The 16,578-nt window shown below is 42.7% G+C and carries 18 protein-coding genes; 9 read left to right on the top strand and 9 right to left on the bottom strand.

The window, feature by feature from the left end:
* Positions 1-1,633: PKD domain-containing protein (locus I595_RS16775; protein ID WP_157449795.1), on the top strand; the 1,633-nt coding region annotated here is incomplete at its 5' end.
* A 339-nt stretch (positions 1,634-1,972) separates the two neighbouring features.
* On the opposite strand, the gene I595_RS16770 is transcribed toward I595_RS16775, so the two are convergent.
* A complete protein-coding gene (locus tag I595_RS16770; protein ID WP_054560608.1) occupies positions 1,973-2,464 on the bottom strand; it encodes a PAS domain-containing protein in 492 nt (163 codons plus the stop codon).
* Between the two features lie 448 nt (positions 2,465-2,912).
* On the opposite strand from I595_RS16770, the gene trxB reads away from it, so the two are divergent.
* The gene (trxB, locus tag I595_RS16765) at positions 2,913-3,890 is read left to right on the top strand and encodes a thioredoxin-disulfide reductase (RefSeq protein ID WP_054560607.1); all 978 of its coding nucleotides are present in this window, start codon (positions 2,913-2,915) and stop codon (positions 3,888-3,890) included.
* 69 nt (positions 3,891-3,959) lie between these two features.
* On the opposite strand, the gene I595_RS16760 is transcribed toward trxB, so the two are convergent.
* The 6 genes from I595_RS16760 to I595_RS16735 form a co-directional block, all read right to left on the bottom strand.
* Complete coding sequence (locus I595_RS16760; RefSeq protein WP_054560606.1) at positions 3,960-4,409, bottom strand: hypothetical protein; 450 nt, start codon at positions 4,407-4,409, stop codon at positions 3,960-3,962.
* 225 nt (positions 4,410-4,634) lie between these two features.
* A complete protein-coding gene (locus I595_RS16755) occupies positions 4,635-5,357 on the bottom strand; it encodes a head GIN domain-containing protein (protein ID WP_054560605.1) in 723 nt (240 codons plus the stop codon).
* A gap of 168 nt (positions 5,358-5,525) precedes the next feature.
* Positions 5,526-7,307 carry a PspC domain-containing protein gene (locus I595_RS16750; RefSeq protein WP_054560604.1) on the bottom strand — a complete coding sequence of 594 codons (1,782 nt, stop codon included), beginning with the start codon at positions 7,305-7,307 and terminating at the stop codon, positions 5,526-5,528.
* A 23-nt stretch (positions 7,308-7,330) separates the two neighbouring features.
* Entirely contained in the window at positions 7,331-7,672 is a 342-nt protein-coding gene (locus I595_RS16745; RefSeq protein ID WP_054560603.1) for a PadR family transcriptional regulator, read from the bottom strand.
* A gap of 144 nt (positions 7,673-7,816) precedes the next feature.
* Positions 7,817-8,326: a nuclear transport factor 2 family protein gene (locus I595_RS16740; protein ID WP_054560602.1), complete on the bottom strand. Its 510-nt coding sequence runs from the start codon at positions 8,324-8,326 to the stop codon at positions 7,817-7,819.
* Positions 8,326-8,808 (bottom strand): DUF4870 domain-containing protein, encoded by a 483-nt coding sequence (locus I595_RS16735; RefSeq protein ID WP_054560601.1) that lies wholly within the window; start codon positions 8,806-8,808, stop codon positions 8,326-8,328. The genes I595_RS16740 and I595_RS16735 overlap by 1 nt, the downstream gene beginning before the upstream one ends.
* A 169-nt stretch (positions 8,809-8,977) precedes the next feature.
* Between I595_RS16735 and I595_RS16730 the strand changes: the two genes are divergently transcribed.
* From I595_RS16730 to I595_RS16705, 6 genes are all read left to right on the top strand, one after another.
* Positions 8,978-9,433 (top strand): DUF4442 domain-containing protein, encoded by a 456-nt coding sequence (locus I595_RS16730; protein WP_054560612.1) that lies wholly within the window; start codon positions 8,978-8,980, stop codon positions 9,431-9,433.
* Between the two features lie 155 nt (positions 9,434-9,588).
* The gene (locus I595_RS16725; RefSeq protein WP_172675973.1) at positions 9,589-10,053 is read left to right on the top strand and encodes an FKBP-type peptidyl-prolyl cis-trans isomerase; all 465 of its coding nucleotides are present in this window, start codon (positions 9,589-9,591) and stop codon (positions 10,051-10,053) included.
* Between the two features lie 270 nt (positions 10,054-10,323).
* Positions 10,324-11,121, top strand: coding sequence for a TIGR00266 family protein (locus I595_RS16720; RefSeq protein ID WP_054560600.1), 798 nt, complete (start codon positions 10,324-10,326; stop codon positions 11,119-11,121).
* Positions 11,122-11,279: 158 nt separating this feature from the next.
* Positions 11,280-11,945, top strand: coding sequence for a DUF2461 domain-containing protein (locus I595_RS16715; RefSeq protein WP_054560599.1), 666 nt, complete (start codon positions 11,280-11,282; stop codon positions 11,943-11,945).
* 86 nt (positions 11,946-12,031) lie between these two features.
* Positions 12,032-12,634 (top strand): NUDIX domain-containing protein, encoded by a 603-nt coding sequence (locus I595_RS16710; RefSeq protein WP_054560598.1) that lies wholly within the window; start codon positions 12,032-12,034, stop codon positions 12,632-12,634.
* 3 nt (positions 12,635-12,637) lie between these two features.
* The gene (locus I595_RS16705) at positions 12,638-13,126 is read left to right on the top strand and encodes a peptide-methionine (S)-S-oxide reductase (RefSeq protein WP_054560597.1); all 489 of its coding nucleotides are present in this window, start codon (positions 12,638-12,640) and stop codon (positions 13,124-13,126) included.
* Between the two features lie 29 nt (positions 13,127-13,155).
* Here I595_RS16705 and I595_RS16700 read toward each other — a convergent pair whose 3' ends face one another.
* Complete coding sequence (locus I595_RS16700; RefSeq protein ID WP_054560596.1) at positions 13,156-14,478, bottom strand: D-alanyl-D-alanine carboxypeptidase; 1,323 nt, start codon at positions 14,476-14,478, stop codon at positions 13,156-13,158.
* Between the two features lie 96 nt (positions 14,479-14,574).
* Between I595_RS16700 and I595_RS16695 the strand changes: the two genes are divergently transcribed.
* A complete protein-coding gene (locus I595_RS16695) occupies positions 14,575-14,784 on the top strand; it encodes a hypothetical protein (protein ID WP_054560595.1) in 210 nt (69 codons plus the stop codon).
* Between the two features lie 133 nt (positions 14,785-14,917).
* Here I595_RS16695 and I595_RS16690 read toward each other — a convergent pair whose 3' ends face one another.
* Positions 14,918-16,486, bottom strand: coding sequence for an IS1182 family transposase (locus I595_RS16690; RefSeq protein WP_054560594.1), 1,569 nt, complete (start codon positions 16,484-16,486; stop codon positions 14,918-14,920).
* Positions 16,487-16,578: the final 92 nt, after the last annotated feature.

Genomic DNA, 16,578 nt, shown 5'->3' with positions numbered 1-16,578 from the left:
CGAGCTTGCCACGGGAGCGTCCCCATCGATTACCTTAGCTGTTGGCACAACGGTATTGACCCTTACGGTGACGGATGACCAGGGGGCGACCGATAGTGATACGGTAAGCATTACGGTGAGCTCCGATGTTCCTGTTGCTTGTACGGACTACCTGCCAAACGATGATCCTGCCATTGTGCTTCCCGTGGGAGCCCTGTTGAGCGGAGCCGATGCTGTTGTGGGTACTTCCACGAACACCAATGGCAGTGACTGTGCGGTGGAGGTCGTGAACGATGATAGTGGTCAACCCTGGGCCAAGTACCATATCCCAATTGTTTTGGCGGACCATGGCATTGAGGCCGGTGACCGTCTTTTCATCGCCATTGACGGTAACGACGGTACGGGCAACGCCCGCTTTGAGATCAACCAGGACAACCGTCCAAATACGGCCCTCGGCTTTGCCAACTTTGGCAGTGGTTGGAGCGGTTATGAGACTACGGTAGTGGTGCCATCCGGACTTACAAGCTTGGACCTATGGCTGCACAGTAATTATACGGACGCCTCGGGTGGTGGAACGGCCTATTATGACAATTTGGTGGTGGTGAACTTGGATGCTGATGGATCGGTAAACATAAGTCCTATCGCGGATGCAGGTCAGGACCGGTCAATTGAAGATGTAGACGGTTCGGGCTTTGAGGAAGTTGTTCTTGACGGCAATGGGAGTACGGACCCAGATGGCACCATTGTGGCCTATTCATGGAGCGATTCCACTGGCGAGCTTGCCACGGGAGCGTCCCCATCCATTACCTTAGCTGTTGGCACAACGGTATTGACCCTAACGGTGACCGATGACCAAGGTGAGGTTGATACGGATACGGTAAGCATTACGGTCACATCTAATGTTGCCGTGATATGTACGGATTACCTACCTAATGAGGACCCGGCCATTGTATTGCCCACTGGCAATTTATTAAGTGGTGCCGATGCTGTTGTGGGTACTTCCACGAACACCAATGGAAGTGATTGTGCGGTAGAGGTGTCCAATACTGATGCCAACCAGCCTTGGGCCAAGTACCATATCCCTATTGTTTTGGCGGACTATGGCATTGAAGCAGGAGACAGGTTGTTAATTGGCGTGGACGGTAATGACGGTACTGGTAATGCACGTTTTGAGATTAATCAAGACAACCGAGCAAACACCGCATTGGGCTTCAGTAATTTTAGCGGCACTTGGTCACGTTATGAGACCACTATTGTGGTTCCTTCCGGGATTACCAGCTTAGACCTCTGGTTTCATAGTAACTATACAGACACAAGTGGCGGTGGAACCGCATTGTACGATAACCTCTTATTTATCAACCTTGATGCAGGCGGGAATATTCAAATACCCAGCCTTGGACGTGAACCGGTCAATACAATGATGCTGTCACCAAACCCTGCTGTGGAGGAGGTAAACGTGACGTTTGATTTGGAGACAGAGGTCATGGAATATCAGGTTTTTGATTTATTGGGCCGTTTGGTAAGGACCGTAAGGGCAACCAAGCAAAACGGTCAGCAAATTAATGTCAATGATTTGCCTGCAGGTAACTATTTCATTAAAGCTACCGATGCTGAGGGACAACAGTTCCAAAAACAGATGGTGATTAAGAGATAATAGAATTCTGCTTTAATAATAAAATGCCGTGCACGGGTAAAGTGCACGGCATTTTTTGTTCACTCTGGATATACATACCAAGAAATACCTCCTTCTCTGGTTTCTTGGGTCTTACCAATTCAGCCTTGGTTTATGGAAGGGAGACAAAATCTCAATATTGGGCAATATGCGTAGTGGTGATTATTTAAATAGATGTCAACCTTATCATGGCCCAGTCCACATTAAAAAAAGTTGGAATTTAGCGGAGTATGTACCTTGGGATGTGATATTAAACCTTGTTAGGTTGAATAAACTCAACCTTTGTGTCACAATAATTCATCGATTCTAAAACCCACCTAACTAAGCCACTTTCAACTCACTTTCCATAGCTAAAAAGTGGGTGAGTTGGTCATTGGTGTTAAAAAGGGGTATAACATCTATTTGACAGAGGTATTTATCACCATTCTTCTTATAATTGGTAATGGACGCCCTAAATCGTTTCTCTGTGGAAAGTCTTGCTCGTATAAATTGCCTGTCATCTTCCATGGTGTCCTTGCCTTGTAAAAATGAGGGTTTTTTACCCCTTGCAAAGGTGGTACTGTAGCCGGTCATTTCCCTAAATCCATTGTTGGCCCAGACAATTTCCTTGTTCAGGTCCGTCATTACCAGAGCCTCATAGTTGCTTGTTTCCAAGATTTCCAAAGTGGCCGAATCCAGTTGGCATTTTAAGTGTTTGGACAATTGGGCCACATCATGTTCCAATTTTAGTTTGTCCACGAGTTGATGGTACCCTTCTAAATAAAACTCTAGACTTAGGATAGGGGTAGGGAAATTCTTTTTCTTGCTTTTCATGGTTGTGGTCAATTAAAATAAAGGGTAAACCCGGTATGTAGTAAAGGTATAGATAAAATAAATGCAAGTTAAGCAGACGGTGAACAAACTTTGGATATTACAACAGTTGCTTGCGATACCCCATTAGGGTTAATTAGAGGTGGGGGACAGCAAAGCATGTTTTTGAGTGTTGGGGTAGCACAGAAGGTTGGATTTGGAGATTACAATGAACTATTTTAAAACCGCAAACAGAATTAAAGAAGTCGGTGGGGCATAAAGGGGTCATATTTCCAGCCTGGCCGACCAACTTAAATTTTGCTGCTTAGTAATGCTTTTGGCTGGCCCACGGATTTGTCATAGAAATAATACAATTGTTATTATTTTGTTCATAAGCTGTACCCCGCAGTTGTAAGGTTTTTATCAAAAAACCTACTTTTGCAACTACACAAAAAATGAAGCGATATAGATTATGGCAGAGCAAATAGAACGTTTAAAGACATTGATTATAGGTTCAGGGCCAGCGGGTTATACCGCTGCTATTTATGCGTCAAGAGCAGATTTAAAACCGGTATTGTATACGGGAATGGAACCTGGCGGTCAATTGACAACCACTACAGAGGTAGATAATTTCCCAGGGTATCCAGAAGGTGTAGACGGCCCAACCATGATGGTACAATTGCAGCAACAGGCAGAACGGTTTGGTACCGAGGTTCGGATAGGTATGGCAACTGCAGTGGAATTTAGCAATGAGATCGGTGGTATCCATAAAATCACCATTGACAACAACAAAATTATTGAGGCGGAAACCGTTATCATCTCTACGGGTGCGTCCGCAAAATATTTGAATATCCCCAGTGAGCAACGCCTGCGAGGCGGTGGGGTTTCTGCATGTGCCGTTTGCGATGGCTTTTTCTATAAGGGCCAAGACGTTGCCATAGTCGGGGCCGGGGATACTGCGGCAGAAGAAGCTTCCTACCTTGCCAACATCTGTAATAAGGTCACTATGCTTGTGCGTAAGGACTATATGCGAGCCTCCAAGGCCATGCAACATCGGGTAAATAGCTTGGATAATATTGAAGTCCGTTACAATACTGAGGTGGATGAGGTGTTGGGTGAACAAGTGGTGGAAGGCCTACGTATGGTGAACAACCAAACCGGTGAAAAAGAGGATATTGCTATTACCGGCCTGTTTATCGCCATTGGTCACAAGCCTAATACGGATATTTTTAAGGGGCAGTTAGACATGGACGAAACTGGCTATGTGATTACCCAAGGGAAATCTACAAAAACCAATAAGCCTGGAGTTTTTGCAAGTGGGGACGTTCAGGACAAAGAATACCGCCAGGCTGTTACCGCTGCAGGAACAGGATGTATGGCCGCATTGGATGCAGAGCGCTACTTGGCTTCCGTAGGGTCCGCAGAGGAAGTAACACCCCGTTATAACTAAAACATCAAAAAAGAAAAAGCCACTGTGATTTAGGTTACAGTGGCTTTTACTTTACACTTGGATAGGATTTTAGTCAATCCTTACGTAGTTTTCAGAGAAGGTTCTGTTACCATCTTCATCTAAACTTATTTGGCTATACGTGTCCCGCTTTAAATCAAGCTCAAAAATAAATTCAGTAAGTGTATCCATGGCCTTCATCATGTCCGCGTCTCCATAAATGATGGTTTCGTGAAGCTCATCATCCGCAATAAAATAAGAGCCGTAGGCAAACCTACCATTAAGATCATTGGGAACATATCTGGTCCACATGACCTTGCCGTTGTAGTACATTTTTACTTGTCGATACCCGTTATCTTTTTCTGTTGTACTGCTGATGGTTCCACCATCATCATAATTATGAAAGCTAACAAGCTCCCAAGTTCCTTGGATTGAATGGTAATTTTCTGGCTTTGATGAGGTTAGGGTAGTGGCTAAGAGAACCAAACCGAAAACGAAAGCCAGACTCAATAATTTTTTCATGGCTACAGGGATTTAATGCATATTATTTCCTTTTAAGGTACAAAAAATAAATACACCATAATAAAATGATATATTTTTTAATGTAATCTTAAAAAATCATCATATACTATACAAAGAACATAAAGGTTTTATGGAAACATAAAACCTTGGGATTTGCTAGAATAATTTCACTTTTGCAGCCATTGCTAGATGCCTAGGTTCATTTTTTTGGGCCCCTATGTTGCCCTACCGTTTTCTTACGCTACCGGAGACCGACTTTTTTTTGGTTACTTTGGCATCCCCAGAATATGAGATGTCTGCACCACTACTGGCATTGGCCACTAGGGATTCCGTTACATCAACAGCGATATCTGCCCCACTGCTGGCATTGGCATCGCACTTAGTGCTTTTAAGCTCTTTGGCTTTAATATCAGATCCACTACTTGCATCGGCATAGAACATTTCTGTTTTGCCAGATACTTTAATGTCCGCTCCACTGCTTGCATCCGCTTCAATTTCATTGGCTACCACCTCCAGCTCAATACCAGACCCGCTGCTTGCATCCAAAGCTATCTTGTCTGCCTTTATGGTATTTTTGGCCATTAGGTTGGCACCGCTAGAACTTTTGAGCGATGTTATTTCCGGTAAGCTTACGAAGACCTTTTTGGTGGCCCTGCCAATGTTTTCTATGGCGTGGATTTTTAGCGAACCGTCTTCAATATCAGTCCCTATAAGGTCTATGATATTTTCATCTGCCTCAATATTAATGCTGAATTGCCTCCCTTGGGTCACAAAGACATCAATCCCTTCTGATGCTCGTATCTCTGTAAACTCTTGGGAAATTTCCCTACTTTCTTCCACAATTTCACCATTTCCCATGGTGCCATCCCCCCAGTTTACGTTAAAGGCACAGGATGATGTTAAAAGGGCCAATACCAAGCCAATGGCGATTCTTGCTAGTGTTGTCATAGTTGTTGCATTTAATGAACGTATTTAAGCGCTCGTTTTTAGATTGATGTTTAATTGGTTGTTACTTATAATTCTGCTTGCTTATGTAAGCGTTGTTATCTATGGTAAAATTCTGACGTTCAGGAGCTGTTTCACAATATTTAGTGCTGAACTGTCATTTTAGTTTACTTAACTGTCGTTCGCATTCATTTGTACGCCATTTTCATCAACTTTAAGTTGGAAAGATTCTCCGTTATCCCTAACATCAATATCAATCCCATCTTCGTTAATGATGATTTTCCCATTTTCGTCGGTATCTTTGATGTTGATATCGATGCCATTTTTGTCAATAATAATTTTGCCATCCCTATCCAAACTGTTGTCCTCTGCACAGTTTTTACATTTTAACTCTCCGTCTATTCCCATAACCCATATATGGTCTACCATGTCATTTCTATAATAATCCTGATCATTTTTGGTACCCCTACCCAAGTTACCCTTTAAGGAGGCATCAAGCACCACCAGTGTGCCCGTAGGTACATAAAGCGTGGCCCTGATTTGCTGGTCCCTCATTTTATTTTCAATATCCGTGGTAAAATAATTGTTTAGGGCCAGTTGGTTTTGGTTAAATACAAAGTCATACGCAATGGCAGATGAGCGTTCCCTTGCCTCTTGAAAAGAGCTGCCATCGGCATCCTTCCTTATTTTTAATCGGAGTAGACTATCCTTTGATTTTTTGATATCCAACCGTACATCATTGGAAAATAATAAGGGGTCACCATTGTCATCGTAAACCATCTCTATCTGGTCAAACCCAAAACGGTGTTCCCGGTCAATGTTTTCCGACGCAGTCATGGAAACCAATAAGGTGTCTGTAGGGTTGGCCATTAAAAATTCTTCGTTAACTGTTGTAGTTCCCGTAAATGCGTGTGCAGCGGCCTGTTTAATCCCTAGGGCAATCAGGATGCCCAATGTAATCAGCCAAAGGCCTACCAAGCTAAATTTTGCGATGCTTCCTAATGATTTTAGATTTTTCACCAAGATTTTTAATCCGGCATAGAGCACAAAAAAGAATGGAATGCCCATGGCAATAAAGGCCAGAAGGGAAACCACCCAAACGGGCACTCCGGTGGTGTTGATTATTTCATAGAAATCTACCCCTGGAAAATGCACCACATCAATAATACCAACGGTAAAAAGCCCTATGAATAGTCCAATCAGGGCTGTTGCCCCAATAATTATGAGTAGGATTCCTATGAATTTACCCAGGATCTTAAAAAAGAATACAATGATATCCCCTAGGGTATCGAAAAAGGTCTTGGAGCCGCTTTTGACCTTATTGCCGACCTTGTCATAATCGACGTTTTTAATAGTTTCTGCAACATCACCAAACCCCTCTTTAACCTTGCGTTCTATATTGCTGATGTTGACCGGCTTTCCCGTCATGTCCAATTTTTGTGCGGTGGTAGCCGCCTCTGGCACCAAAACCCATAAAATAATATAGGCCACCAAACCAAAACCGCTAAAAATGGTCAGGAAAATAAAGATAATACGTATCCAGAGGGCATCAATGCCCAGGTAGTGTTCCAAACCGGAACAAACACCTCCAATGAATTTTTGGTCCATGTCACGGTACAGTTTTTTGACTTTTTGGGTTCCCGGGTTAACGTACTTCTGTTTTTTGGGTTCGTCCTCAAAAATTTCCTCGTCGATCATATAATCTTCTGGTTGCCCCATGATATTGATGACTTCCTCAACTTCTTTTAAGGTGATGACCTGCCGCTCATTCTCCATTTTATCCAGAAAAAGTTCGGCAATTCTTGCTTCAATGTCCGCTATAATTTCTTCACTCCCGGTAGTTCCGGAAAAAGACCTTTTCACGGTCTCCAGATACCTGTTTAGTTTGGTATACGCAGAATCGTCTATGTGAAATAGCGAGTTGGCTAAATTGACGTTTATTGTTTTGTTCATTTCTTAAGATTTTATATCGAAATCTATTTCGATGCTGATTTGTTGTTGGTTACTAGATTTACGGCATGTCTTAGCTCGTCCCAGGTGGTGTTGAGTTCATTTAGAAATAATTGCCCGGTTTCCGTTAGTGCGTAATATTTTCTTGGTGGTCCAGAGGTACTTTCTTCCCAGCGGTAGTTGAGTAGCCCTGCATTTTTAAGCCGGGTCAATAGCGGATAAATAGTTCCTTCTACCACAAGCATCTTGGCATCTTTTAGGGTGCCCAGAATCTCTGAGGCATACTTGTCATTATCCTTAAGGATGGATAAGATGCAGTATTCCAGAACCCCTTTGCGCATTTGTGCTTTTGTGTTTTCTATATTCATAATGTAGGATTCATATTAATTTCTGTTCGTTTTGTTTTCCGTGCCGTGCCGTTTTGATGAGAAGCGGGCACGGAAAAGGTTTTGATTGACTGTTGATTGATGTTGTTCGTTTTTTGATTTGATTGATGAATAAACTCCTATTTATCATTGTTCTTGGAGATGGTGATCGTAACTAAGTTCACGTTTAATTTTCCACGTACCGTCTTGTAATACCCACACGTGGGTGAATTTTGCAATGTCCCCTTTTTCATATTGTTGGTTTTGATTTAGAAATTCAAAATGATGCACCCCATGCTGCACCGCTCCGTACAGTTTTCCATCGTTGAACAATGGATACACCTCAAGACTGCCTGCAACCAAGATTCTTTTTGCTGGTTGTGGCAATTCTTTATTTCTACCGGAACAATTTTTTGCAATACTGCCAACAAACGCTTCCTTGCCTTGCGTAAGTCCTACCTTGTCATGGTAAAATTCAAAGTCTTCCGTAAACAATGTATGCAAGATGTTGACACCGCAGGTATTAAATGCTGCGTCGAACAAGAGGCTATCTTTTTTCTTCAAGGTTTGGTACAGCTCTTCTTGGGAGCTTTGCCCGGATACAAGTAGGCAAAAACCCATTAAGGCAACCACCAAGACATTTTCTAGTAACGCCATTATTTAATGAATTTAATGGTGAAAGGATACGTAAACTGCTCCCCTTCGTGCGTTCTCAAAGTAGCAAGTATGGTGTAAACAATATTAACAATGACGAGACCAGCCTGTAGCACACCGGCAATGCCGGCGGGCCATAACCAACGACCAAACCAGAAATCGTCACTGCTAATATGTATGTTAAAGTTGTTGACATCGTTTAACCGATGAAACCCAAAAAAATCGCCCTCAAAAAGTTGTGGAATAAATCCAATGAAAAAGGGTAAGGTGAGCAAACCCACAATAATGGAATACAACAACATACTAATTTGAAAGTTTAAAGCTTGCTTTCCATTATAGTCTACAAACTCATATTGTTTTTTGTTTGCCGTCCATAAAACCAAGGGTAGGATAAAATTTCCAAAAGGAATAAAGTACTTGGAAAAGGTAGATGCATGTATAACGGCACCTAAATTACGCTCGTGTTTTGTTAAAGATTCTGTCATGATTTTGATTGATGTGATGGTAAGCGAATAGGTTAACCTAATAGCTTACCATGCAAATATATATCCTAAAGATGGTACTATGCAAAACAAAGTACTATTAATTAACATAAAATTAACTATTTAGAAGATAGGTATTTTAGGTATTTTTGGCGTAATAAAATAAATGGACATGCCAATAAGCCCACGTAAATTCAACACATTTATCTTTTTTAAGTTGCCCTCTGCATGGTGGTGCGGTGTTCGCTTAAAATATATGGATGAGCAAAAGGCCGTAGCTACGGTTACGCACAGATGGGTAAATCAAAATCCATTTAAAAGCATGTTTTGGGCGGTGCAGGGAATGGCGGCAGAGCTGGTTACAGGGGCCATGGTCAGTGATCAAATCCAAAAAAGCGGGAAGAAAATATCTATGTTGGTGCAAAACAATACGGCTAATTTTTCCAAAAAAGCCACGGGTAAAATTACTTTTACCTGCGAGGATGGCCATTTGATACATGACGCCATCCAAAAAACCATTGCAACGGGGCAAGGGCAAACCTTATGGATGAGGTCCGTTGGGGTAAATACCCATGGGCTAGTTGTAAGCACTTTTAATTTTGAATGGACGGTACGTCTTAAATCCTGATGGAATATTGCTCTTAAAGCACTACAATTGGTGTGCCCTTTGGCTGTTTTAAAAGGGAGTTAAAAGACATTTCATTTTGTTGATATAATTACGGATATTGCAGTTTAGTTCCTGCTCACACCTTATGCATTTTGATTAAAACAAAATTGCCCACTATGATAAAAAAAATGCTTGCCCCATTACTACTCCTTGTGATGTTCGGTTGTTCCTCGGATAGCAGTACTAATGACCCCATAGATTTTACCGAGGCCAATGAACAAGAAATACAAGCGTTTATCGCTGCTCAAGAATTAAACGCCCAACGTTCTTCAACTGGCTTATATTATGTCATAAATGACCCAGGTTTTGGGGATAGGCCTACGAGTGGCTCCAATGTAACCGTGGCTTACCGTGGGTATTTTACCAATGGCGACGTTTTTGATGAAAGCGGGCCAGAGGGCATTTCCTTTAACCTTAATCAGGTAATTCCGGGCTGGACCGAAGGTATCACCTATTTTGGTGAAGGTGGAAGCGGGATGTTGTTGGTTCCCTCGCGCTTGGGATATGGCAATACAGGAAGAGGCAGTATTCCTGGCGGTGCCGTACTTGTTTTTGATGTAAATGTCCTTTCCATTAATTAGAATTGCCTAACCGTCCAAGTTTGCTAATTGTGGGGCAATAACGGTTAAAAGCGGCATGTCAGCAACATTATGAAGGATAACAGGGGTAACACCCCTGTCCATTCTTTTAAGGCAAAAGGGCTGCACTAATACTTGTGTTTTACGTTGTTACTGGCACCCGTCTATCTTATCGCGGTTTTTTGTAACAAATGTTTAAATTCCACCACATATAGGTGCAATGCAAACCTGATGAGGTTTTAAAGGCGTTAACATGCTAAAATAAATATACCTATGAATTCACACGAAATAGATTACGAGATTTACGGAGAGGAAATGCAATACGTAGAGATTGAGTTGGACCCCCAAGAAGCCGTTGTGGCCGAGGCCGGAAGCTTTATGATGATGGATACCGACATTAAAATGGATACTATTTTTGGAGATGGTTCCAACCAGGACAGCAGCGTTTTGGGTAAAATATTTTCAGCGGGTAAGCGTATGCTTACGGGCGAAAGTCTTTTTATGACGGCTTTTTTAAATATTGGTCAAGGAAAAAAAAAGGTGAGTTTTGCGTCTCCCTATCCGGGCAAGATACTTCCCATAGATTTGTCTGAAGTGGGCGGTAAATTTATCTGTCAAAAAGATGCCTTCCTTTGCGCGGCAAAAGGGGTTTCCGTAGGAATAGAATTTTCAAAAAAATTGGGAAGGGGCCTATTTGGTGGTGAAGGTTTTATCATGCAAAAGTTGGAAGGTGATGGATTGGGGTTTGTACATGCCGGCGGAACCTTGGCCAAAAAGGTCCTTGCACCAGGAGAGGTCTTAAAAGTGGATACTGGCTGTATCGTGGGTTTTTCACAGACCGTAGACTATGATATTGAATTTGTTGGCGGCATTAAAAATACTGTTTTTGGCGGCGAGGGCTTGTTCTTTGCCACCCTCCGTGGGCCTGGTACCGTATATATACAATCCTTACCTTTTAGTAGGTTGGCGGGCAGGGTACTTGCTGCCATCCCAAGAGGGGGAAAGGATAAGGGCGAAGGCAGTATTTTAGGTACATTAGGTGATATTGTTGGAGGCGATAGGGGATTTTAAGCAAGGAAACCCTACTTTACCAAAAAATAGTTCCAATATTGGGTTTGGAATAAAGGCTACCCGTATACCCCATCTTTAAAGATTAGGTATCAAGGCAGTTACAACGTTGTTTGTTCAACCAATTTTAATTACGGCCCTAGTTTTAGTAATTTAGAAGGATGAATTTTAAAAACCTACTCACATTCCTAAAGGAACTTCAACAAAACAACAACAAAGAATGGATGGATGCCAACCGAAAAAGGTACATGGCGGTCCGCAATGATTTTATTGGTTGGCTGGATGACATGAACCTTAGGTTGGCTGCCATTGATGACGAATACTATGATACCCCAGGAAAAAAGGGCATTAATAGAATCAACAATAATCTAATGTTCCATCCCAACAAACCCGTCTACAAAGACCACTTTGGCGCGGGATTTGACAAACGCCCCAGCACAGGGGATTTCTATGTAGAAATAGGTATTGAACAAGGTATGTTCGCCGGTGGTTTATGGAGGCCGGACCCAAAACGCTTAAAGAGCATTCGTGAAGCCATAGATTACAATGGGGAAGAGTTCAAAAAGATTTTGAAGCAACCTTCTTTTAAAAAAACATTTGGCGGTCTATATGAGGACGAAAAACTTAAAAAGGCACCCAAAGGTTTTTCCAATGATCATCCACATATTGATGTTTTAAGGAACAAAACCTTTGCTGTGGCCACCATGTTTTCTTCAAGAGAGCTGCTCAAACCAGGTTTTGAAGATTTGGTCATCCAAATGTACAAGGAGATGTTGCCGTTTAGACGCTATTTAAATCAGGCAGTATTAATGGAGGAATCGTTGTAATGACATATCTAACTAACTGCAGTAAAGCAATGTTCATTTTCAGCTATGGGAATGGATCCAACATCAATTTATGACGTAAAGCAGCTATGAAATACGGCGGGGTAAAAAACATTAGTAAGGAATTGTTATCGGATAATTGGTATTCGTTGCATCGGGTCACGTTTGACTATCAATGTGAAAATGGGCAGTGGCAGACACAGGTCAGGGAAGCCTATAATCGGGGCAATGGTGCCGCCATTCTGTTATACAATGCCCAAACCAAAAAAGTGGTGCTCACTCGGCAATTTAGGATGCCAACCTACCTTAATGGCAATACCGATGGGATGATGGTTGAGGTTTGTGCAGGGGTGCTGGAAGATGGGAATCCGGAAGAGACTATAAAGCGTGAGGTCGCAGAAGAAACCGGGTATGCCATTGAAAAGGTTAAAAAAGTTTTTGAATCCTATATGTCACCTGGGTCAGTAACGGAAATCCTGCATTTTTTCGTTGGGGAATATAATAAAACCATGAGAGTCTCCAGCGGTGGTGGAGCGGCAGGGGAAACGGAACATATAGAAGTGTTGGAAATGCCTTTTTCAGTTGCTTTGGATATGGTGGACACCGGTGAAATTAAGGATGCAAAGACCATTATGCTGTTGCAATGGGCCAAAATTAATGCGTTGTTTAACTCCCAAAATAGTCGTCAATAGTATATGGCCAAAGTAGGTTTGGGCGGCGGTTGCCACTGGTGTACGGAGGCGGTTTTTCAATCGTTAAGAGGGGTAGCGGATGTAGCACAAGGTTTTATTGCTCCAAACGCCCAATTAAATGCCTTTTCAGAGGCGGTTGTGGTATGTTTTGACGAACAAACAATCACTTTGGAGCATCTCATCTTTATACATTTACACACTCATAAGAGTACCAAAAACCATAGCATGCGGGCCAAATACAGGTCTGCCATTTACGTTTTTGATGCCAGTACCCAAGAAAGGGCAACGCAAGCATTGATTAAGGCCCAGTCAGACTTTAAAGAAAAACTAATCACCAAAGTAGTGCCATTTGGCCGTTTTAAGTATTCTGATGAGCGCTTTCATAATTACTATCGGGCCAACCCAAACAAACCTTTTTGCGAAAGCTATATTTCACCAAAGTTAGCCATGCTAAAAAGGAAATTTTCAAGGTATTATCAAGACGTATCCTAAAATTGAAGTGCGGGCAGGTAAGGCCGTAATCAATAGGCATCCCTAATCCTACAAAGTGTTTCAAACATGCGCTTACGAATGTCGGCGGAAGGCTGTTGAAAATGGTTATTCATAAAACTAAAGGCCAGGTATCGGCCAGATTTTGTTTTTAGATAACCACAAAGGTTGTAAACACCTCCCATGCTTCCAGATTTTCCGTAAATAAATGAGGGATTCTCCACCTCTTTTTCTAGGGGAACCGTGCCGTTGGCATCCCATTTGGGAAACAAATGTAGCAAACGTTGCTGTGGGATAGTTATCCAAAGCTGTGATAGAACGCCCACCAAGAACTCTGGTGTAAAAAGGTTATACCTGGAAAGACCAGATCCATCTACCCACCTAGGGGTTTGTTTTAAGGTGTTGAGGTAGTTGTCAAGGACATGCTTTTTAGCAATCTTAAAACTTAAGGAGTCAGAAAGGGTAGCGGAGGCCGTTAGCATGAGCTGTTCCGCTAAAAAATTATCACTCTTGTAGAGCATTCGGCGATAAATGCTATCGGTGCTATGTCCCAACAACATTTTTGGTACAACCTCTGGAAACCTGTTGACCAGCGTCACGGTTTTTTGCAGTTCCGCTTCCAACAGATTTTTTACCACCTTATTGCCTGTCATAAATGGTATGGCTATGGTGTCCTTAAAGTTGCTTGCAATGGTAAATGAATTGGCGTGTCGTTCCCTAGTGGTTACTTGGCCTTTAGTGGTAGTGTTCTTCCTAAAAAAATCCGGTGAGATGCTCAGAGTATCCTTTTTGGTAAAGTTTACCACGTTTCCGTAGAGGCATATGCCGCTGCGTTCTGCGGAAAAGGCATAAGGATAATCTTCCCAAGCCCAGCCTGGTCCAAAAGCATCGTCTTTATAGTTATGGGGATATAAACTGATGTTTTTTTGGTTTTTAAGAAATTCAAGCGCGGTTTGATCTTTAAAATACGGGTGCTGCCAACTAGGATCACCGGTACCCTTAATATAGGTTGTATCGTTTTTATGTGCATAGAAAAGTGATGGCAAGCTGTCCTTAAGCAGATGGTTCGCTGCGTACAGGGTAACAATTTTAACCGTACTGGCAGGAATAAAAAAGCGTTTTGCATTTAGGCTGGCCAAGGTGTCTTTCGTTTTTAAATCTACCACTAGCAATCCTGTAAAATAAGCGCTTGTATTGTTTTGTTTAAGTAGTTTAGAGGTGGTGGAAGCAGCTGGCAGTGCCTTGGTTCCGCCACAGCCCGTCAAGAAAAAACTTATAGCCAGACCAATCCAAAACAGAGGTTTAAATATTTGAATATCAACAGCATGATTGTTTTTATGTAATCGATTTAACATCTCTTTCGGTTATTTTTAACGCATAGGTAAAGTGAAGATAACCCAATATTAAGTAACTTTAAGGACAGATTAACCTTAAACAAAATAATTTCAATTATGGCTAGAGCTATGCTGGAGTACACGATTACGGTCTTGCAAAAAGTAAGTTTTGATGCTAAATTGTTTTTAAAGGAAGTAAAAAAATCGGTATCGAGACTACTGCCACAAGAAGTGGATGAACTGCGTATTTGGTTAAAGGCCTTTGTTGCCGATAAGCCAGAACTGGAACAAAGCATACGATTACTTCAAATGGGACAGCCGCTTTAAAAGCGGCTTTTTTTTTAAGGATTTTGATGCATAATTAGCCACACTTCCAACAAAGGTAACCGTTGCACAAGTCATTAATCCCGAAAAAAGCGGTTTCATATAAGGCGCTCTGCGGGGCTTTTTCCCTGTCGCGTTAGAAATGCAAAGCTAATTTTGGATGCTTTGGAGAAGGACCCAACAGAAATTCAAGGACACTTTTGACCCATGTTGCAAAAGCAAGTGTACCCATCCCACTTTGCACCAGTTTTTGGTCGAATTTCAGCAGTTTTTTCAGGTTGTAGGCGATGGCCGAGAGGTGCATTGCCTTGTTGGCCTGCTTTATCCCGATGGTATTTATCTTGCGCATGCCCATGAACTGGGTCAATGTTCCAAAAACGGGTTCCACGGTACTCTGTCGTTTGCCCTTCATATACTTTCCCTGTGGACTTTCCACCCTTGCGATGTTCCGTTGGTACTCCTCGCGATAGTAGGTCACCGAAAACTGTTTTTCGTTCACTTTTCCCAAGCAGCTTTCCCTGAGCGGGCAGCCCTTGCAGATCTTGCTCGATGCGCGGTAGGCCTTCTTTTTCGTCTTGGTGCGATGGTCCAGGAACACTTTTTTCAACGGTATTACCTTGCCCTGGGGGCATAGATAATGGTCGTGTTCCTTGATATAGGTGAAGCCATCGGGCCCGCCCTTGTAGGTGCCATGGGGCGGTATAAAACTTTTAAGTCCCCTTTGCTCCAAAAAGGCATAGTTCTCGCCCGAACTGTAGCCGGTGTCCGCAACGCAGTTTTCGAATACCAGGCCCTGTTGCCATAATCTTCTTTGTAAGCGTTGTACGATATCCTGTAATTGCTGGTTGTCCTTACCGTCCGCATGGTAGGCCCTTATATCGGTTATTACATGGTGTGCGGTATCCACGCTCAATTGGCTCAGGTAGTTAAGCTTGCGTGCCTTACCGGGCTTTACGCTAATTCTTGCATCGGGGTCCGTTGGGCTGTAATGGGTCTTGTTACTGGTGTACTTCGCTCCCTTGTTGCCTGCGCCCGGTCGCTTATCTTGATCTTTTGCCCACTTCTTGTTGCGTCCCTTTATCGCGGAGAGTTCCTTATCGTTGGCCGTCACACTTCGCTGTCCTTTATCCGACTTATCGCCTTTGCTCTTACGGTGGGGCGCTTCTTTATCCATCGAACTAAGGGCGCGTACCTTTCTAAGGTGCTCGTCAAGTTCATCTTCGGGTACCTTGAGCTCCAAAGTGTCCATACTCGCGTTGGCCTTTACAGGGGCCGAATCTATGGCCTGGGTATGGCCGCTGACCATCCCCTTGTCAACGCACATGGCAAGGACCTTCGTAAAGACTTCTTCAAAAACGGACTCCGGGTACAGTTGCCGTGTACGGCTTATAGTAGAATGCCATGGCAGCTCCTCGTCGATATCATAGCCTATGAAATATAGTATGTCCAAGCGCATCGAACAATGGTCGATAAGCTTACGGTCGCTGACGATGTTCTCCAAGTAGCCTACCAGACATAACTTGAAGAATACCACAGGGTCAATGCTCTTCTGGCCGCTTTCCCCATAATAAGGACGGGTAAGTATGTAAAGGAAACGTAAATCCAAAACACCTTTTAAACGACGATAGAAATTGTTCTTTGGTATACGTTCGCTCAGTTGAAATTGTGCGAACAGCTTTTCCTGGTACTCCTTTTTTCCCTGCATACCTAAAGGTACGATCAATCGCCCCATGGGCAAGATCGAAAAGCAACTTTTTTGCCTATCTTGTGCAACAGGCACAAAGGTTATGCTTTTTG

The sequence above is a fragment of the Croceitalea dokdonensis DOKDO 023 genome (genome assembly GCF_001306415.1).
In the GTDB taxonomy this organism is placed as follows: Bacteria; Bacteroidota; Bacteroidia; order Flavobacteriales; family Flavobacteriaceae; genus Croceitalea; species Croceitalea dokdonensis.
This window is presented reverse-complemented; position numbering and strand designations above follow the sequence as displayed.